Raw genomic sequence first — 20,457 nt, 5'->3', positions numbered from 1 at the left:
CAGGGCAGGTGGCTGCGGGCATTTTAATGCTGGCTTCAATATTAAGCTCCAAGTCAACCCGGGTGCATAGTGTGAATCGTGCACCAATACGTCGGTACATTTTAGTCAATAAGGATGGTGTTTGAGTATGAGCGACAGTTTGCCCGCTATAAGAGTTGATGGGCTCAGCAAAATCTATCGCATCGGCGTGCGGGATCTGGAAGCAGACAATCTTGTGACTGCGGTATCCAGATTCATCCGTAATCCAATAACGAACTATAAGAAATACCGTTCGCTGTATAACTTCGATGATGTCTTGTCGGGCGATAAGGGCAATAACCAGACGGATTCGAGCGACATCCTGTGGGCCTTGAAAGATGTGTCGTTCAAGGTAGAACAGGGAGAGCTGGTTGGAATCATCGGGAGGAACGGTGCTGGCAAATCGACCCTGCTTAAAATTCTGTCGCGGATCACGCCGCCGACCAAGGGGACGGCTACCATACAGGGAAGAGTGTCCAGTCTGCTGGAGGTTGGGACCGGTTTCCATCCGGAGCTTACCGGGCGGGATAACGTATATCTCAATGGCACTATATTGGGGATGCGTAAGCATGAGGTCGATAGTAAATTTGATGAAATAGTCGAGTTCTCTGGCGTGGAAAAATTTCTTGATACCCCCGTGAAGCGTTACTCAAGCGGCATGCGTGTTCGTCTTGCCTTCGCCGTCGCCGCGCATCTTGAGCCGGAAATTCTGATCATCGATGAGGTGCTGGCGGTTGGAGACTCGGAGTTTCAAAAGAAATGCATGGGAAAAATGCAGGAAGTGGGAAGGCAGGGGCGAACCGTGCTTTTTGTTTCTCACAGCATGCCGTCGGTTACCCGCATGTGCAGCCGTGTAATAATGTTGGATCAAGGGGGCGTGCGGCTAGACGGAACCCCACATGAGGTTGTGCGCAGCTATCTCAAGGGGGATGCGGATAATATAGCTAACCGGGAATGGAGTGATGATCAAATAGCGCCGCGAGGGGATATCGTACGTTTGAGAGCGGTACGATTGCGCGATGAACAGGACAAGATATCCGAGGCGTTCGACATACGATATCCCATAGGAGTCGAAGTAGAGTACGAGGTCATCCAGCCCGGGTACACATTGGCGATGAGTTTCTCGTTGATTGATGAGCAGGGCAATACCGCTTGTGAAGCAATGGATCAGGACAAAGCATGGAGAGGGCGCCAGAGACCCGTCGGGAGGTACATCAGTACTGGATGGATCTCGGGCAACTTCCTGGGCGAGGGAATGTATATGGTGAACGTCTACATCCATACCCTCGAGCCGAAAAACATTGTGCAAGTACGGGAGCGCGATGCGGTCGGCTTTCAGGTAATAGACAGTCTGGAGGGTGATTCCGCGCGAGGCGATTTTAGAGGAGTCTTGCGGGCGCCGGTAAGGCCGGCGTTCACCTGGAATACGCAGGCGGATGTTAAAGAGTAAATCGGCCGTAAACGGGTCTCATATATAGCATCCTGAAGTATAGCTGCGGCATAAATATTCGCGCAGTTACAATTCCCGCGTGCAATTCTGACATGGCTGAAGTGGCATAGTAGCCAGTGAGAAGCGCTTGGCGTTAGTCTGCACGCGTTCGATCGAATCTCTGAAACAATAGATTGACACCGCAGGGTACGCCCTCTTATGGTGGGACGAGTTATTTGGCCGGAAAGTGATTCTATAAGTATCAGCGATTCCATATCACATTCGAGCGAACTTCCATAGTGCAAAACACCGTACTTATTTTGAGCCCGGACCCGGCATACCCCGTCGATTGGGGCTCAAAGCGCGACATTTGGGGCCGCATCGAATTCTTTCATGCCGAAGGCTGGCGCGTGGTCTTCGTGGAGTGCGGCTGGTCCAAGGAATCCGCGCTGACCCTGCCGCCATCGGAGATCCCGCTCGAGATCGGCTACCATTTTGTCAACCGCCGGGCCGATGAGTGGTCGCGCGTGGAGCGTCGGGAAACGGTGGCGGAATTGCAGGCGCTCGTCGATCAATATCGGCCGCGCATTGTGCTGGGCGAGTATGCCCATTTTTCCTCGCTCGTATCCGCGCTTGATCTGCATGGCGCCAAGGTGTGGTTCCGCTCACACAACTTTGAAGTGCCGCACATGATCGAGCGCAACCTGGCCGGCCGTCCCTGGCGCGAGTGGCGCGGTTACCGGGCGCCACGCAAGGCGATATCCTGGATCAGGAAGCTCGGCACGGATGCATCGAGTCGATTCAGAAAGGAGCGGAAGATGCACCGCATCGCTGATCACGTCTTCTTCATTTCCTATAAAGATCATCGCTATATGTCCATGCTCTACGGCGGCGGAGCTGCCGGCAAGAGCTGGGTCCTGCCCTTCGTCGAGTCCGATCTGATCCCCGTCAAGGCGGACAAGCCGGTGCTCGATGTCGTCTTTGTCGGTATACACGTAATAGGAAACGAGCAGACCACGGTCGGCGCGAGGAAACTCCTGACAGAAATCATCCCCGCGGTCGAGGCTGCGATGCCAGGTGTCTTCCGGTTCAATATCGTTGGAAGGGGTGCTCGCAAAATGTATGGTAATCCAGATTCAAAGGCGATCATCATTCACGACTATGTCGAGGATCTGACGGGTTTCATGCAGGACATGGATATTGCCTGCCTGCCCATCAACATCGGATGGGGATGCAAGATCAAGATGATCGAGGCATTGGCCGCCGGGCTGCCCGTAATCGGTGAGCCACAGACTTTTCGCGGCGTGATGCCGGTGGCGGGCGCGTATTTCGTGTGCCGATCGACGCGGGATTATGTGGAGAACCTGCGCCTGCTGCGCGACCCCGAGATCCGCAGCCGGACAGGATTGGCAGCGAATGCCGCGTATATATCCTGGGTCAGCGCGGGCAATCAGGCGATGCAAACGGCCCTGGATGAAGCATGATTATGCTGTTCGGGGCCTGGCCGGGCGGTTTGCCGCAGATTGGTGAAAAATAGTCCATCGCCGGCATCATGCCGGGCCGGATGACACACGTAACCTTCCAATGATATTCAATCCTCTGATACGAAAAATACGATTCCTCCGCCGGAATCCCTTTCAGGACAGGCATGGGCACCTGCTGATTTTCTGTTGCCACCACAAGGTCGGGACCTCATGGTTCAAGAATATCCTGACGGCGATCGGCGGTGAATTCGGACTGCCCTTCGTCCGCGACGACCAGGCGCGAATCCGTGAACCCAGGTCCATCTTCTTCCAGTATCATTCCCAGGTCGATCTGGCCGCGCTGCCGAAATACCGCGGTGCGCATATCATCCGCGATCCGAGGGATCTGGTCGTATCCGGGTACTATTATCATCTGTGGACCAATGAGGAGTGGGCCGTGACACCCATCCGGGATCTCCCGGCGGATATGGAACGGCTCTGGTCCTTGTTGCCTGTGAAGGATATAAAGCATCTGTCGTATCAGCAATATTTGCAGTCCTTGTCGAAGGAAGACGGGATGCTGGCCGAGATGCGGAGGGCGTCGACCGCGGATCTGCGGGAGATCTTCGACTGGGATTATTCCAACCCCGATTTTTTCGAGTTCAAGTACGAAACCATCATGCAGAACGAAGAAGACGTGCTGCGACAATTATTCCATCACTATGGGTTCAAGGACGCCGCCATCGAGAGGGCGGTAGAGGTCGCCCGCCAATTCAGCTTCGAGCGCCGTGCGCAGCGCAAGGCCGGCGAGGTCGACAACAAGTCACACCTGCGCTCTGGAAAATTGCAGCAATGGAAGACGGAGTTCAATGAAAAGCATAAGGTTTACTTTAAATCTTTACACGGCAAGGACCTAATTAGTACCCGCCAGAAAGTAATTTGCAAATGTAATGAAGTTATTCTGAGATGACCACGCACACAGTTCTCATGCCGGGGTCGATCAGCGGTATGCCAGCCCCGGGGGAGGGTACTTCATAGAGTCATCATCCAGCACGAGAACCCAGTCTTGCTCGCCTCCATCACCGGGCGGATCGAATAACCAGGTTGTCGTTCTGCTCGATATAGTCATAAAGGGCTTGGCCGTGCTCTGGCGGTCACCTTGATCTGTATAGGTGTGGCCGTCCCTGGGGTTGTACCACCAGGCGGTGATAGTACTGCCGCTCATTTCGCCGACATTGATGTCAGCGGACAGATCGGAACCAGGAAAGTAAATGAATGCATAATGTCCATCCGCGCCCCTCATGGCCCGGAGCATGCGCATGAGATTATATTCACCCGGGTTTGCACCGGCCACGACCTGTTCTCGTTCAGGCTCCATCATGCCGGTTGATTCCATGATACTGCGGAACATTTTTTGAATCGATCCGTCTTGCCGCCGCGGTGCTCAACCAAGGTTTGATACGGTTCGCGCCCGATTGCCGGACGTGATTCCATAAGTGCGCGGAGATGACCCATGGAGCGGGAACCTTCGCTGTCCAATGCATTCCTCCAGCCATTCGATGGCTGCCATATCTCCGAGTGGCCGTACGTGTGCCCCATCGCCCCCTGAAATACCGATTGATAGGCTTCGTAACGAACCTTCCAGGGGGTTACAGGATCATTGTTGTTGTGCATGTCCCGGCCCTCATAAGCGGGTTCCGCATTGACGACGGGCTTGGCCGGGCTGCGCTTCCAGTCGGCTTCGATGATATCCGCCGTGGATGGATTGATCGAGAAGGTCTGAATCATGTTGAAATCCAGCCACTCCGCGTCATGGAAATATTCCGAGGAAGAGCGACTCCCGTCCGGATGTATCGTCATCAGGTTGGCCCCGCCATGACCACTCTCGATGCCCTCGGCAAGAGCGTTGATCAGCGCGAGCTGCTTGTAGGTCGGTTTTAGCCGCTTCCTCTTCTCGACCTTCAAGGCGATCTTCTGATATTCCCCGCAGACAATCCAGATGACATTGGTCTTGTCCTTGTAACGCCGGCCGAGTTGGCTGCCGAGCGCCCGCGCTGGCTCCGTATCATCGACCGAGAAGATCTGCCCCACATCCCCGCCCCATACCACAGCAAGTGCTATGTAGAGTCCATGAACCCTGGCCTGCTCGACAATGTAATCGACATGCTGCATGTAATGCTCATTCAGCACCACCCCGTCCGCAGCATTCAGCAGGGGCACATCCCCGGCATAGTTGGGTGACAGCACAGGGCTACCGATAGGTCTTCTGAGAATGATGGGTCCCTGAATGACATTGAACCGCCTTGATGCTCGATCCTGCAGGTAATCATCGACATCGGCCGGTGTCAGGTTGACCATGCCCCAGGCGGTGTCAGCCAGCCAGAAGAGGGGGGTTCCGTCGGTTGAGCTGACCAAATACCTGCCATCTTCACTAACCGCGAGAGGCGGGATGCTTGACTCTTCCGCCCCGGCTGCATGGATGGCCGGGCTTTTCAGCAACAACGCGAACAATATCAACAGGGTTAATGTTGTATAATTCGCGCACCTGAGCCATTGGGGGCAGGTCCACCGAACGACGGCATGTGACTGGTTGAATCCTGCTGCAGGAGACGTCTTGGGATTTGGGAATCTTGGAGTAAACACATTCTGCAAGCCAGGTTGATGATCCAAAGGATGGAACCCGTTGCTTGATATAATAACGCAGCCACTATCGTTCACCTGCCGGGATTCATCCACCTGTTCAGCCCTTGGACCGTACTCCGCTAAAAGCTCGGGCGGGCACGCAGCACCATGAATCTTAAAAAATTTCACAAATACTGGGCCAGCTTCTGGATGGGGCTTACGGGCATTGGCATCCTTGACAGGACAGCGTCCAGGCTGGCTGCGTTGTGTTATCCGCCCTATTATGGCCGCGTCCCCCTGGCCAAACTGCATCCGAACGGTTTCCGATCGCCCGGTTCCGTCATACATCATCCCCGTTTCAAGCGAGGGCGGCATTGTTTCATTGACGAGGACGTCCTCATATTCCAGGACAGGCATGGGGGCGCTGTGACGCTGGGGGACGGTGTGCATCTGCATCGGCGGTGCGTCCTCCAGACGGGGCACGGAGGGTCGATAACACTGGGCGAACATAGCCATGTACAACCGGGCTGCCAGTTTTCGGCGTATCTGGGCTTGATTCAAATTGGTGCGCGCGTGGAAATCGCACCCAATTGCGCATTTTACCCCTATAACCACGGGATGAAGTCAGGTATTCCCGTGCGCGATCAACCCCTGGTGACCAAGGGGGGTATCGTGGTGGGAGACGATGCCTGGCTGGGTTACGGGGTCATCGTCCTGGACGGTGCACGCATCGGCCGGGGCGCCATCATCGGCGCGGGATCCATCGTGACAGGTGATATCCCGGAGGGTGTGATCGCCGCGGGCGCGCCTGCGAAGGTAATAAAAGCAAGGGATTAGCGAGATCTGCCTTCATGGGTCTGTCGCTCTGATGGCATATGATGTGCATACGGAAATACACCAAGCGTATAAAGATTCAGTGTTAGTCCTAAAAGCGAATCATGAGCAAGAAGAAAATCCTGCTGATTTCACCCACGCCAACCCATCCGCCCACGGCGGGCAACAGGACGCGGATCGACGCCCTGCTGACAGGGCTCAGGCAGCTCGGTCACGACGTCTATTTCTGCCTGATCCGGAGCGAGCGCGGCGACGAGGCGTTGATGAAGCAGATCTGGGGCGACAGGTACGTCCCCATCCCCTACCGCCGGCCGCGCAGCGTGATCACCCGCTGGAGGAAACGGATCTGCGGGGTCATCAGTCCCGCCGCGCGCTATAACTACGCCATTGACGACTGGTACGACCCCGCGATCGATTCCCATATCGCCGCCCTGCACGACAAGGTCGGCTTTGACGTCGCGATCGTCGAGTATGTGTTCTACTCGAAAGTCCTGCGCCTCTTCGGCGACCAGGTATTGAAGATCGTCGATACCCACGACGTATTCACCGACCGCTACAAGACATACCTCGCGAACGGGCAGGTGCCGCAGTGGTTCTCAACCACGCGCGACGAGGAGGCCAGGGGGTTGAACCGCGCGGACATCGTGGTCGCGATCACGGACAAGGAGCGCGATTTCTTCGCCGGGCTGACCGCAAGGCGGGTGATCACGGTCGGCCATATGGTGACGCTCAGCGAGCCGGCGGAGCCGCACAGCGCGGAGCAGGGCCTGCTCTTCGTCGCCTCCGACAACCCGATCAATACCGACGGCATCAATCAATTCATCGCGCAGTCATTCCCGGCGGTCCAGGCGCGCGTGCCCGGGGTAAAGCTCGTCCTCGCCGGCTCGGTCTGCAAGGCTGTCGCAGATCACCCGGGGGTGGTCAAGCTGGGGCGTGTCGACGATCTCGCTCCGGTCTACCAGGCGGCCTCTGTGGTGATTAATCCGGTCCTGTTCAATACCGGACTGAGCATCAAGAATCTGGAGGCCATCGGTCATGCCAGGCCCCTGGTAACGGCCCCGGTGGGCGTCGAAGGGCTGGAGGACGGTGTAAATACCGCCTTCCTGGTCGGGGATAACGCGGAGGAGTTCGCCGGACAGATCGTCCGTTTGCTGCTCGATAAGGAATACTCCCATCGCATCGCCCGGCAGGCATACGAGTATGCGGCCGGGCGCAATCTCACTATCATGAGGCAGCTCGCGGAGATCCTGGTCTGAGGCTTGCGGCCGCAGGCGGTTCACACACGGATCGGCTATCGGGAAATGGGCGTATGAAATTGTTGACAGTATTCGGTACCCGCCCCGAGGCGATCAAGATGGCGCCGGTGGTCAAGGCGCTGGCGGCGGACGCGCGCATCGATTCCGCGGTCTGCATCACGGCGCAACACCGCGAGATGCTCGACTCGGTCCTGGCCCTGTTCGGTATCGCCGCCGCCTACGACCTGGACATCATGAAAAAGGGGCAGGACCTCACCGGCGTCACCTGCGCGGTGCTGGAGGGGATGCGCAAGGTGATCGCCGATTTCAGGCCGGATCGCATCCTGGTGCACGGCGATACCACGACAACCATGGCCGCGACGCTCGCCGCATACTATCAGAAGGTGCCGGTGGGACACGTAGAGGCCGGGTTGCGCACGCATAACATCTATTCCCCTGGCCGGAGGAGATCAACCGCAAGCTGACGGGCGCCATCGCCGACCTTCATTTCGCGCCCACGCCATGGGCGCGGGACAATCTGTTGCGGGAGGGTGTCGGCGAGGCGACGGTATCCGTCACCGGCAACACGGTTATCGACGCGCTGCTGGAAGTGGCCGGCCGGCTGAAGGATAATGCCGCCCTGGCGCAGGAGATGGCCGCGCAATTCCCGTTCCTCGACGGCGGCAAGCGCCTGATCCTGGTAACCGGCCACCGCCGCGAGAGTTTCGGCGACGGCTTCGAGCGCATCTGCCGCGCGCTGGCGACAGTGGCACGGCGGTCTGACGTCCAGATCGTATACCCCGTGCATCTCAATCCGAATGTGCAGGAACCGGTCAACCGGCTGCTCGGCGGGATCGCCAACGTGCATCTGATCAGGCCCGTGGACTATCTTCCCTTCGTCTATCTGATGTCGCGCTCGCACCTGATCCTGACCGACTCCGGCGGCATACAGGAAGAGGCGCCGTCACTCGGCAAGCCGGTACTCGTGATGCGCGACACCACGGAGCGTCCGGAGGCGGTGCGCGCGGGCACGGTACGACTGGTCGGCACGGATGAGCAGGCCATCATCCGCGATACGGTGATGTTGCTGGACGATGCGGCCGCCTACAAGGGCATGAGCATCGCTCACAATCCCTACGGGGACGGCAAGGCGAGCTCTCGCATCGTGGAACGGATCGCGCAGGTGCACGGGCTCGGCGGGATTCCGGTGGAATCATCCACCCGTGCTCCCGGACGCACACGGGCCTAATGTCATACAAAAACAAGTAACAGGGTAATCTTGCATCATGATCATCAAGAGCTTTTATGACGACGTCCTGAGGGATTACGAAAAGAATCTCTCCATTTTCTTCGACGCGGCAACCGGCGCCGTCTTTGAGCCCGGGCGCGAAGACGGCACGCCCAAGTTCCTCTTTACCGAGGTCACCGGTTACGCGCTGCTGGACGATCTGACCCTGTTCTCGCTGACGGGAAATCCGCACTATGTAGACAAGGCAAGGAAGAGCGCCGACTGGATCATGAGGCACGCGCAGGATCCGACGGGCGGCGTGCTCACGCGCTATTATTTCGAGCGCGACGCGGATCCCGCCCTGGCCGACAAGTCGTTCGCCGGGCGCAGGATATTCACCTTCGACGTCGCCATCTGCCTGCGCGGCATGGTGGCGCTGTATCGCTACACCGGGGACGAGGCGCTGCTCCATTCCGCCGTCCGGATGGGCGACTACCTGCTCGAATGCACCGTATCCCCTGAAGGCGAAGTGGTCGCGATCTATGACGCGGCCGCGGGCAGGCCGGTGCCCGCGGACCGCAACAAATGGTCGCGCTGTTTCGGCGCCTTCCACTCCAAGGCGGGCGAGTCCCTGATCGATCTGTATGCCATCACCGGGCAGGAGAAGTATGCGCGTGGCGCGCGTGCGATCTGCCGCAAGGTGATCGAGTTCCAGTCGCCCAAGGGAAATTTCGAGACCTCCAGCGGCCGCACCGAACTGCATCCGCACTGTTACGCCACCGAAGGGCTGCTGCACGTGGGGCGCATGTCGGGGGAAGAGGAATTCATCGAAGCGGCGCGCCGTGCCACCGAGTGGGCGCTCGGTCACTGCCACGACGGCGAGATCGCACAGGTGATCGATTCCGCCTCCGACGCGCCGCGGGCGCGTTTCCGCACGGATGCGCTGGCGCAGGTGCTCGCGCTCGGCGCCGACCTGATCCAGATGGGGCGCATCGATGCGGACAAACTGCCTCTGCTCGACCAGCTCGCGGCGAAAGTGCTGTCGATGAAGAAGAACGGCGACGGCTATTTCCAGTACGGCTTCTATGAGCGTGAGTTCAAGGGCAAGATCGAGGCCGACACGCACAGCTACTGGACCAACATGTTCTGCATGCGCGGACTGATCAAGTATTACACGGCGACGCTGCTGCAGGACGCCTACGTGGCGATACTGGCAGGAGGAATCGGGTCCAGGGTGTGGCCCATTTCCTGCGAAAACCGGCCGAAGCCCGTCTCCTATTCCCTGCTCGGCGACCGCTCGCTCCTGCAGGAAACCATCAGGCGCTTCACCCACGATTTCTTCATCATGCCGGAGCGCATATTCATCCTGTGCAGCGCGAACGCCCTCGGACAGGTTTACGAGCAGGCCGGACAGGAAGGCGTGCCGCCGGGCAACTGCGTGATCGAGAAGGAACCCAAGGGCACCATTCCGGCGGTCGGTCTCGCGCTCGATGGCCTGCCGCTTGAGGGCGACCGCGGCAACCGCCTGGTCATCATCTCCATGGGCGACAACCTGATCGCCCCGCACGAGCGCTTCCAGGATGCAGTCAGGGCCGCGCTTATCACGGCCCGGGAACACAACTGCCTGGTGAGCATCGGGAAGCCCGCCGACAAGGACGCGCCCGTGGACGTCCGCTTCGGACATCACCTGTATACCAGCCAGGTCGCCTCTTACCGTACCTACGAGGTGCCCCGCTTCATAGAAAAGCCTGGCAGCGGGCATTTCGAGACCATCCGGACCGCGCCCGGACGCCTTGCCTGGGAATCCGGCGCGGTGATCTTCCGCGAGGAATATTACCGGGAACTGGTGCCGGGCAAGCCAGACTCGGGAAATCTGGCGGAACACCTGCTGTCGCGCGCCGGCGCCTGGGATCAGCCGGGTCAGGTCCGGCTCGCCACCGCCCTGATGGATCCCGCCATCCGGTTCGAAGACTTCGGCGTGCCCGGTATCAGCGTGAAGCGGTTCTACCAGGGGCACGAACGCTTCGACCGCGGCAACGGCAATATCTGCCTCGGGACCCCGGAGAAGGTGCGACTCCTGTCCTGCGGCGACAATCTCGTGATTTCCGATGAATTGCCCATCGAGATATACGGACTGAAGGACCACCTGGTGATCGACAACGCGACCACCAACACGGCCGTCGTGATGCCGCTCACCGAGGTGGAGCACCTGCCGAATCTGTATCGCCTGTTCTCCGGATCGCGCCGTTACGAACCGTTCATCTCCGGCGGACCCAAGGCCCTGATGGCCGATCCGACCATGTTCGTGGAGAAGAGCCCGGATACGCACGCAAGCTCGGATTTCGGACTGGTGTTCGCCTATAACATCAAGGAAAAACTGTCCATCAGCCGCAGCAAGGACGGGCTGCACATCATCAACGAAACCTTCCCGTACCTCGACCGGAAGGATTTCGAGGTGCTGGTCAGAAAGGAAGGCGCGGACGCCAGGCTGGTCCAGCACCTGGTCGATGTCGGGGCGCTGGCGAAATCCCTGATCGGCGGGTCGATCGTGCTTTCCAGCGTCGCCGCCGACCTCCTCAACCGGCTCTGCCTCTATCATGCCATCGGAGGTTGTCTGACGGAGGAAGGGGAACGCAAGGAAGGGGAAATCATCAGGAAGTTCCGCGAGGTCTCCAAGCTCGACCGCCGTTTCCTGGATTCGCGCATCATCTACGAGATCATGGGGCTGCACGGCCAGGTCCCGAGTTCCGACGAGTCCCTGGTCGACCTTCTCAGCGACAACGTGAACTCGGCGGTCGAATTCCTGCGTTCCGGGAGCATGGACAACGCCGACCTGCGGGATATCCTCGTCGCCCTGATGCAGATCCAGGACAATCCGCACTCCTTCGCAGCCTTGAAGAAGAACCTTCAGAGATCGGGGCTGGGGGCGCTGGAAGACGAAATCGCCGAGGTGTTCGCCTGCTTCAAGATGGCGAAGAACATCGCTGTCGGACGCTGGCTGTGGAAGCGCAGGCGGCAGAGGGAGAACAGCGGCGCCCGCAACGTATTCCTGCAGTTCGACCGCGGTGACCTGGAGGAATTCCCCTTCATCCTGTCTTTCACGATCAACTGGCTGAAGAGCGCCGGCATCGAGCCGGGCATCTATGTCGACCGGATCAACCGGCTGCTCATCGAGGAGGACAGTGCGTTCATGTCCATGCTGGAGCGTCTGGAGGGGGGTGCTTCGCGTCCGGCGTCGGACCGTCTCTATCTCGAACTGCTCAGGTCGCACCCGCGCGTCGGCACGGCGGACCTGTCCGGGATGCTGGACGAGGCGGCGGACTATCTCGAGGCGAATCCGGACCAGGCCTATCAGTACACGCAACTGCTGGAACTGCCAATGCTGCTGGAGGGCGTGGCCGCGAATTGCAGCACCTTGTCCGCGGACGGGGCCCGCCATGCCCGCGAGCTGGTCGTGGACTTCTACCACAAACACTGGAAAAGGATCCGGCCCCATATATCTCCGGAACTGATCGCCCGCCTGCTTGCATAGCGCGCCCGCCTATGCGAGTCTCAATGCATGGCGACAGCCGAACAGGACGCGGCAAACCGGCAAGCTTCCCGAACTAGCAACTCCTCCGTGGATCCGAAAATCGTGTTGGTTTCGCAGCGCCAGGGCGGACATGCGCTCGCCTCGGGATACGACCGCCTGCAGGAATATCTCGACTGCCGCCTGATCCGTCCACCTGCGCGCTGGAACCTGGCGCAACGCGCCGCTGCGCGGGTGCTTCGGCCCGTCACAAGGCGTTCGGGCTCGCGCTGGTATCATCGTCCCAGCCTCATCGGCGAGATCGGCGCCGCCCGCGAGTGGCTGCGCGGCAGCGGAAAGGTGTTTCATTTTCTCTATGGCGAAAATTCGTACCGCTACCTCGGCCTGATGAAGGCGCTTGCCGCGAGGAACCGCATCGTCTGCACGTACCACACGCCGCCGGCGAAATTCAGCCAGGTCGTAACCGACCGGCGCCATATTGAACGGCTCGATGCGGCCATCGTGGTGTCCACCATGCAGTTGGAGTTCTTCGCCGGGATTCTCGGGCGCGAGCGGGTCTTCTTCGTTCCGCACGGCATCGACGTGGATTATTTTACGCCCGCTGCGCGCGGCGCAGTCACGCCGCGTCCGTTTAGCTGCCTCTTCGTCGGCTCGCACCTGCGTGACATACCAACCCTGGCGCAGGCGGCGCGCCTGCTTGCCGTCGAACCGGATGTGCGCCTGGTCGCGGTCACGCGGCCGGCGAACCACGCGGCCCTGGCGGCGCTGGACAAAGTCGAGGTCAGGAGCGGCCTCGATGACGCGCAACTGCTCCGGGCGTATCAGGATGCCGATCTGCTGGTGCTTCCGCTGCTGGACGCCACGGCCAACAACAGCCTGCTGGAGGCCATGGCCTGCGGACTGCCGATCATCAGCACCGACCTGCCCGGGGTGCGGGATTACGTCAACGACGGCTGTGCGGTGCTCACACCGATGGCGGATGCGACCGCCCTGGCGGACGCCATCGTCGCGCTGAAGCGCGACGGCGCGAGAAGGGCGCGCATGGCGCAGGCCAGCCGTAACCGCGCCATTGACTTGAGTTGGGAGAACGTCGCGCGGCAGACCCTCGAGGTCTACCGTGCGGCCGGACTGCAAACGGATTCCGGGCAGGAGACCAGGTGAATATCGTTCTATATGTAAACAGCTTCCTTCCCGTGCTGGGCGGGCGGGAGTTCGTCATTCATTATCTCGCCGATGCCTTGCTTCGTCTGGGCCACGACGTGAGGGTGCTCGGTCCGTCCGGCTATTGGAAAAACCGCCATCTGCGTTTTCGCTATCCGGTGCATCGATGGCCCACGCTGCGCGGGTTCATGTCCGATCAGGTCGCCGTGAGCCAGCTCGCGCTCGACACGGCGCTGTGGGGTGCCGACGTCATCCACGCGCACAATACCTGGCCGACGGGTTACCGCACGGTGCGTCTTAGGAGGCTGAGGCGCTACCCGCTGGTCATCACGCCGCACGGACAGGATATCCAGTCTATCCCTGAGCTCGGCCATGGCCTGCGGCTCGATCCGGTCCTGAACCGGAAGATCGGGCACGCGGTGGCGAACGCTGACCTGGTCACGGCCATCAGCAAAAATATCGAACTGGCCTTGATCGATGCCGGCGCCGCGCCGGACCGGATCAGGCTGATTCCCAACGGCGTCGACATCGAGCGGTATCAGCGGCCGGGCTCTATCGACATAAGAAAGTGGCTGGGCGTCGAACCCGAGGCGCGGCTGATCGTCACGATCGGCCGGTACAATCCGCGCAAGGGACAGGATTACCTGGTGCGGGCCATGCCGGCGATCCTGGCCCGGGAGCCGCGCGCGCGGCTGGTCGTGGTCGGCAACAAGACCGAGGCACTCACGCCCCTGATCCGGGATCTGGGGCTGGAAGGAAAGGTCGTGCTGACCGGCGGCATCAGCCCCTCCATGCGCATCCTGAATCGGGACAGCGCCGCGGCGGGGGGTGCCGCCACGCCGGACTATCTGGCGGAACTGCTCGGCGCCGGCGAACTTTATGTATCGGCGGGCATCCAAAACAACGCCGAGGGCCTGTCACTCGCGGTGCTGGAGGCCATGGCCGCCGGCCTCCCCGTGGTGGCGACGGCCATTTCCGGCAATACCGACGTGGTGGCCGACGGAGAGAATGGCTACCTGGTCAAGCCGGCGGACGAGTCCGCACTCGCGGAGGGTATCGTGCGGGTGCTGGAGCAGCCCGCGGTCCACGCGCGCATGCGCGCGCACGCGCGCGAGACCGCGTCGCGCTATGCCTGGGTCCAGGTGGCGCAGCGCTATCTGGAGGTCTACCAGGAGGCGATCGAGCTCGCACGCCGGCGCTAGGCGTGCGCCGGTCAGCCGGCCGGACCCATGCTGCCGGCAATGCGGATGGAACCTGAATACGAATGACTGCGTTTTCTCTATGCCAATAACGCATCCCGGGAGAACGTCCATGATCCTGTCCCATCCAGTCAGTAGCTGCGACTGCGAGCCACCATGTCCAAGCTGATCTACATCTGCGCACGTGCTGGCCAGGGTGTTCCGTACGGTGAACGGGATCTAGCTGCGGTATTCGAACGGCTGACACCGGACAATCTGCGGCCACGGCCGCCCCGGATCATCGCGGGGGACGGGGGTGCTGATCGGGATCTTCAATCCGGTGGAGTCGCTGCCCGTCGAAGGCCGGAGCGTCTGCCTGGGTGCGCTGCTCGACCGCCGCGCGGACTGGTGGCGTCCCGGGGCGGAGGTGCCGGACGGGAGCTACGCGCTGTTCCGCGGGGAGGGGGATGCGCTCGAGCTGGTGAGCGACATCGTGGGTTCCCGCACGATCTGGTACGTGCAGACCGACGAGGTGTTCATCGCCTCGACCTCGCAGCGGGCGATCGTCTGCCTGCTCGGGAGCTATGAGCCGAACGAGGCGGTGTACCCGTGGATGCTGTCCTCGGGGACGCTGGGCCCGGGGCTGTCGTGGGACCGGCGCATCCGGTGCCTGGGGCCGGACGCCCGGCTGCGGCTGGACCGGGGCGCATGGAAGGTCGCGGTCGAACAGCGGCCGGTGGTATTCGCCCCTGAGGACCTGCCGCAGGCGGAGCACGAGCGGCGGCTGGGTGAGGCGCTGAAGGCGACCTTCGCGGGTCTCGATCTGGACCTGAAGCGCTGGGTCCTGCCGCTGTCCGGGGGGTATGACAGCCGGGCGATCCTGCTGATGCTGAAGGAGCGGACGGGGCTGAAGGCGGTGACCTGGGGCCTGAAGTCGGCGCTCAAGGACAGGCAGAGCGACGCGTGGGTGGCGCGCGAGCTGGCGCGGCACTTCGGCCTGGCGCACGAGTACCATCAGACGGACCTGTCGGACGAGCCGGTGGAACGGCTTTTCCAGCGTTATTTGGTGGCAGGCGAGGGCCGGGTGGACCACATCTCGGGTTATATGGACGGCTTCGAGATCTGGAAACATCTTTGCGAGTCGGGCGTGGACGGCGTGATCCGGGGCGACCAGCCTTTTGGGCGGCCAGCGAAGACCACGGATACCGCCATCCGTCTGGATGTCGGGCTCTCCTGCCTGTCGGACTTCGCCAATCTCCGCAATTCGGGTATCGCCGATATCTTCCCGCAGGCACTCCCTGCGGAATTAACGCAGCAAGCGGGCGAGACGCGGCAGCAGTGGAGCGACCGGCTGTATCAGGGTTTCCGCCATCCGGCTGTCATGGCGGCGCTGAATGATCTGAAATGCCCGTATGTCGAAATCACCAATCCCCTGCTGTCGAGGCTGATCGTCGAGCGGATACGGCAGGTGCCGGACCAGCTCCGCGCCGACAAGGGCCTGCACACAAACATCGTGGAACGGGCACTCCCCTCGATACCCTTTGCCCGCCGTGCAGCCATCGAGGCGCCTGCAGGCATCCTCAGGCATCAGCAGGTGATCGGCCACATCACCGATTACATCCGGACGAACAACGCCCAGGCTCTGTGCGGGACGCGAGTGCTGGAATATATCCATCGGAACCTGGCGGGCTCCGTATCCGCTTCCGCACCATCTGTATCCCTCATTACGCGAGCGAAGGCATTATTGAAAAAGATTGCGCCCGCGCGGGCGATCTCCCTTGTGAAACGCCTGATGGGAAGACCGGGTAAATCCGCGCCGCTGAATGCCGATACCCATAGGCTGGCCTTCCGCGTCTACATCATCAGCAGGATGAATACCCTCTTAATCCAGGATGCGAATGGACTGAAGCAAACCTGAACGACAGGCAACCGTCATGACGCCATGTCCAAGCTGATCTACATCTGCGCACGTGCTGGCCAGGGTGTTCCGTACGGTGAACGGGATCTTGCTGCGGTATTCGAACGGCTGACACCGGACAATCTGCGGCCACGGCCGCCCCGGATCATCGCGGGGACGGGGTGCTGATCGGGATCTTCAATCCGGTGGAGTCGCTGCCCGTCGAAGGCCGGAGCGTCTGCCTGGGTGCACTGCTCGACCGCCGCGCGGACTGGTGGCGTCCCGGGGCGGAGGTGCCGGACGGGAGCTACGCGCTGTTCCGCGGGGAGGGTGATACGCTCGAGCTGGTGAGCGACATCGTGGGTTCCCGCACGATCTGGTACGTGCAGACCGACGAGGTGTTCATCGCCTCGACCTCGCAGCGGGCGATCGTCTGCCTGCTCGGGAGCTATGAACCGAACGAGGCGGTATACCCGTGGATGCTGTCCTCGGGGACGCTGGGCCCGGGGCTGTCGTGGGACCGTCGCATCCGGTGCCTGGGTCCGGACACCCGGCTGCGGCTGGACCGGCGCGCATGGAAGGTCGCGGTCGAACAGCGGCCGGTGGTATTCGCCCCTGAGGACCTGCCGCAGGCGGAGCACGAGCGGCGGCTGGGTGAGGCGCTGAAGGCGACCTTCGCGGGTCTCGATCTGGACCTGAAGCGCTGGGTGCTGCCGCTGTCCGGGGGATACGACAGCCGGGCGATCCTGCTTATGCTGAAGGAGCGGACGGGGCTGAAGGCGGTGACCTGGGGCCTGAAGTCGGCGCTCAAGGACAGGCAGAGCGACGCGTGGGTGGCGCGCGAGCTGGCGCGTCATTTCGGGCTCGCGCACGAGTACCATCAGACGGACCTGTCGGACGAGCCGGTGGAACGGCTTTTCCAGCGTTATTTGGTGGCAGGCGAGGGCCGGGTGGACCACATCTCGGGTTATATGGACGGCTTCGAGATCTGGAAACATCTTTGCGAGTCGGGCGTGGACGGCGTGATCCGGGGCGACCAGCCTTTTGGGCGGACAGCGAAGACCACGGATACCGCCATCCGTCTGGATGTCGGGCTCTCCTGCCTGTCGGACTTCGCCAATCTCCGCAATTCGGGTATCGCCGATATCTTCCCGCAGGCACTCCCTGCGGAATTAACGCAGCAAGCGGGCGAGACGCGGCAGCAGTGGAGCGACCGGCTGTATCAGGGTTTCCGCCATCCGGCTGTCATGGCGGCGCTGAATGATCTGAAATGCCCGTATGTCGAAATCACCAATCCCCTGCTGTCGAGGCTGATCGTCGAGCGGATACGGCAGGTGCCGGACCAGCTCCGCGCCGACAAGGGCCTGCACACAAACATCGTGGAACGGGCACTCCCCTCGATACCCTTTGCCCGCCGTGCAGCCATCGAGGCGCCTGCAGGCATCCTCAGGCATCAGCAGGTGATCGGCCACATCACCGATTACATCCGGACGAACAACGCCCAGGCTCTGTGCGGGACGCGAGTGCTGGAATATATCCATCGGAACCTGGCGGGCTCCGTATCCGCTTCCGCACCATCTGTATCCCTCATTACGCGAGCGAAGGCATTGAAAAGATTGCGCCCGCGCGGGCGATCTCCCTTGTGAAACGCCTGATGGGAAGACCGGGTAAATCCGCGCCACCAAATGCCGATACCCATAGGCTGGCCTTCCGCGTCTACATCATCAGCAGGATGAATACCCTCTTAATCCAGGATGCGAATGGACTGAAGCAAACCTGAACGACAGGCAACCGTCATGACGCCATGTCCAAGCTGATCTACATCTGCGCACGTGCTGGCCAGGGTGTTCCGTACGGTGAACGGGATCTAGCTGCGGTATTCGAACGGCTGACACCGGACAATCTGCGGCCACGGCCGCCCCGGATCATCGCGGGGGACGGGGTGCTGATCGGGATCTTCAATCCGGTGGAGTCGCTGCCCGTCGAAGGCCGGAGCGTCTGCCTGGGTGCACTGCTCGACCGCCGCGCGGACTGGTGGCGTCCCGGGGCGGAGGTGCCGGACGGGAGCTACGCGCTGTTCCGCGGGGAGGGTGAGACGCTCGAGCTGGTGAGCGACATCGTGGGTTCCCGCATGATCTGGTACGTGCAGACCGACGAGGTGTTCATCGCCTCGACCTCGCAGCGCGCGATCGTCTGTCTGCTTGGGAGCTATGAACCGAACGAGGCGGTATACCCGTGGATGCTGTCCTCGGGGACGCTGGGCCCGGGGCTGTCGTGGGACCGTCGCATCCGGTGCCTGGGGCCGGACGCCCGGCTGCGGCTGGACCGGCGCGCATGGAAGGTCGCGGTCGAACAGCGGCCGGTGGTGTTCGCCCCCGAGGACCTGCCGCGTGCGGAGCACGAGCGGCGGCTGGGTGAGGCGCTGGAGGCGACCTTCGCGGGTCTCGACCTGGACCTGAAGCACTGGGTGCTGCCGCTGTCCGGGGGATACGACAGCCGGGCGATCCTGCTGATGCTGAAGGAGCAGACGGGGCTGAAGGCGGTGACCTGGGGCCTGAAGTCGGCGCTCAAGGACAGGCAGAGCGACGCGTGGGTGGCGCGCGAGCTGGCGAGGCACTTCGGGCTCGCGCATGAGTACATGGAAATCGACCGGTCGGACGAGTCCGCGGAGCGGATCCTCGCGCGCTTTTTGACGACGGGCGAGGGGCGCACGGATCATATCGCGGGATACATGGACGGACTTGCCATCTGGCAGCGGCTGCATGAATCGGGTTGCCGGGGGATTCTCCGCGGTGACGAGGCCTTCGGTTGCCGGGTAGTGCACAGCGATCTCGATGTCTATCGCAACATGAGCTTCACCGTGCTCGGCGACTTCCCGAACCTGGATGCAGGTGTGCTTGGTGCGTTATCCGCGCCGCAAGCACGGCCGGAATTCCTCAGACGCGGGTCGACCGAGACCCGCGAGGCGTGGCGCGACCGCGTGAATGTGCTGTTCGAGATGCCGGCAGTGTTCACCGCATTGAGCGATCTCAAACTGGCCTATGTCGAGGTCATACATCCGCTGCTGTCGCGCAGAATCGTCGAGGCAGTGAGGAAGCTGCCCGACGAGCTGCGTACGGAAAAATCGCTGTTCAAGGCAGTCGTCAACCGGGTCGGGCCGAAACTTAGGTATGCAAAGCGGCCGGCCATCGAGGCGCACGGCAATATCATAGGCAACCCCGTCATCACCGCAAGGATACGTGAAAGCCTGGGTGAATCGGCGCGCCGTGCGGATCGGATCGCCGCCCTGTCGCGTTATGCGCTCGCCTTCATGGACTCTGGAACGCAGCCAACGCCGCGGAACGATCGGGCGCTGCCTGCGAGATTGCTGCGCTCGGTGAGGCGGAGGATGGGATTGAGCGATACCCGCCCGCCCGCGATGGACCCTTGCCGGTTTGCATTCCGTTCCTATATCGTGTCAAACATGCATGACATGCTGTGTGAGGATGCAAATATGCTGAATGGCCGCCGGTGCGCCACCCGTGTTTCATGAGAGGCAGCAGTGCCAGGGATAATCTTATTCCTGCATGAGCAATCGCTCTGGCCAGCGAGCTTGATGTTGCTCACTCGCACTCCTAAAATTGTCCATGAGGGAGTTCGGATTCATTCTGTGAATGTCATTCCCGCGAAAGCGGGAATCCATGCAATCAAGGAAATGGCGGCGAGCAGGAGCCTGTCCTCAACCTGGCCGGGGCGGGTATGACAGGAACCTATCTCAAATCGCTAATGGTGGACAAGGTAGATGTCATCCCCGCGTAGGCGGGGATCCAGTCACTTTAGGCTGTTGAGGTGTGAAGTCCCTGGATTCCCGCCTTCGCGGGAAT

The 20,457-nt window shown here is 61.1% G+C and carries 14 protein-coding genes and 1 pseudogene; 13 read left to right on the top strand and 2 right to left on the bottom strand.

Annotated elements, in window-relative coordinates:
- The first annotated feature begins 127 nt into the window (after positions 1-127).
- The 3 genes from IPK65_00425 (at position 128) to IPK65_00415 (ending at position 3,880) form a co-directional block, all read left to right on the top strand.
- On the top strand, positions 128-1,468 hold the full coding sequence (locus tag IPK65_00425) for an ABC transporter ATP-binding protein (GenBank protein ID MBK8161652.1): 1,341 nt from the start codon (positions 128-130) through the stop codon (positions 1,466-1,468).
- Positions 1,469-1,746: 278 nt separating this feature from the next.
- Positions 1,747-2,931, top strand: coding sequence for a glycosyltransferase family 4 protein (locus tag IPK65_00420; protein ID MBK8161651.1), 1,185 nt, complete (start codon positions 1,747-1,749; stop codon positions 2,929-2,931).
- 100 nt (positions 2,932-3,031) lie between these two features.
- A complete protein-coding gene (locus IPK65_00415) occupies positions 3,032-3,880 on the top strand; it encodes a sulfotransferase domain-containing protein (GenBank protein MBK8161650.1) in 849 nt (282 codons plus the stop codon).
- A gap of 30 nt (positions 3,881-3,910) precedes the next feature.
- Here the strand turns inward: IPK65_00415 and IPK65_00410 are convergent, their stop codons facing one another.
- Together IPK65_00410 and IPK65_00405 are read right to left on the bottom strand one after the other, a co-directional pair.
- Positions 3,911-4,321 (bottom strand): hypothetical protein, encoded by a 411-nt coding sequence (locus IPK65_00410; protein MBK8161649.1) that lies wholly within the window; start codon positions 4,319-4,321, stop codon positions 3,911-3,913.
- Positions 4,288-5,988 carry a DUF4038 domain-containing protein gene (locus tag IPK65_00405; protein ID MBK8161648.1) on the bottom strand — a complete coding sequence of 567 codons (1,701 nt, stop codon included), beginning with the start codon at positions 5,986-5,988 and terminating at the stop codon, positions 4,288-4,290. Before IPK65_00405 ends, IPK65_00410 begins: the two co-directional genes overlap by 34 nt.
- A gap of 180 nt (positions 5,989-6,168) precedes the next feature.
- Between IPK65_00405 and IPK65_00400 the strand changes: the two genes are divergently transcribed.
- From IPK65_00400 to IPK65_00355, 10 genes and pseudogenes are all read left to right on the top strand, one after another.
- Positions 6,169-6,369, top strand: coding sequence for a hypothetical protein (locus IPK65_00400; protein MBK8161647.1), 201 nt, complete (start codon positions 6,169-6,171; stop codon positions 6,367-6,369).
- A gap of 101 nt (positions 6,370-6,470) precedes the next feature.
- A complete protein-coding gene (locus IPK65_00395) occupies positions 6,471-7,622 on the top strand; it encodes a glycosyltransferase family 4 protein (GenBank protein MBK8161646.1) in 1,152 nt (383 codons plus the stop codon).
- A 53-nt stretch (positions 7,623-7,675) separates the two neighbouring features.
- Positions 7,676-8,850, top strand: a pseudogene (wecB, locus tag IPK65_00390) (UDP-N-acetylglucosamine 2-epimerase (non-hydrolyzing)).
- Between the two features lie 37 nt (positions 8,851-8,887).
- Complete coding sequence (locus IPK65_00385) at positions 8,888-12,361, top strand: glycoside hydrolase family 127 protein (GenBank protein ID MBK8161645.1); 3,474 nt, start codon at positions 8,888-8,890, stop codon at positions 12,359-12,361.
- Between the two features lie 87 nt (positions 12,362-12,448).
- The gene (locus IPK65_00380; GenBank protein MBK8161644.1) at positions 12,449-13,519 is read left to right on the top strand and encodes a glycosyltransferase family 4 protein; all 1,071 of its coding nucleotides are present in this window, start codon (positions 12,449-12,451) and stop codon (positions 13,517-13,519) included.
- Positions 13,516-14,721, top strand: a complete 1,206-nt coding sequence (locus IPK65_00375; protein MBK8161643.1) for a glycosyltransferase family 4 protein — start codon at positions 13,516-13,518, stop codon at positions 14,719-14,721. The genes IPK65_00380 and IPK65_00375 overlap by 4 nt, the downstream gene beginning before the upstream one ends.
- A gap of 292 nt (positions 14,722-15,013) precedes the next feature.
- A complete protein-coding gene (locus IPK65_00370; protein ID MBK8161642.1) occupies positions 15,014-16,615 on the top strand; it encodes a hypothetical protein in 1,602 nt (533 codons plus the stop codon).
- Positions 16,616-16,639: 24 nt separating this feature from the next.
- Positions 16,640-16,783 (top strand): hypothetical protein, encoded by a 144-nt coding sequence (locus tag IPK65_00365; protein ID MBK8161641.1) that lies wholly within the window; start codon positions 16,640-16,642, stop codon positions 16,781-16,783.
- Complete coding sequence (locus IPK65_00360; GenBank protein ID MBK8161640.1) at positions 16,777-18,240, top strand: hypothetical protein; 1,464 nt, start codon at positions 16,777-16,779, stop codon at positions 18,238-18,240. Before IPK65_00365 ends, IPK65_00360 begins: the two co-directional genes overlap by 7 nt.
- A 158-nt stretch (positions 18,241-18,398) precedes the next feature.
- Positions 18,399-20,126 (top strand): hypothetical protein, encoded by a 1,728-nt coding sequence (locus tag IPK65_00355; GenBank protein MBK8161639.1) that lies wholly within the window; start codon positions 18,399-18,401, stop codon positions 20,124-20,126.
- Positions 20,127-20,457: the final 331 nt, after the last annotated feature.

The organism is Gammaproteobacteria bacterium (genome assembly GCA_016712635.1).
Classification (GTDB): Bacteria; Pseudomonadota; Gammaproteobacteria; order SZUA-140; family SZUA-140; genus JADJWH01.
The sequence above is the reverse complement of the archived record's forward strand: the minus strand, read 5'-3'. Positions and strand labels throughout refer to the sequence as shown.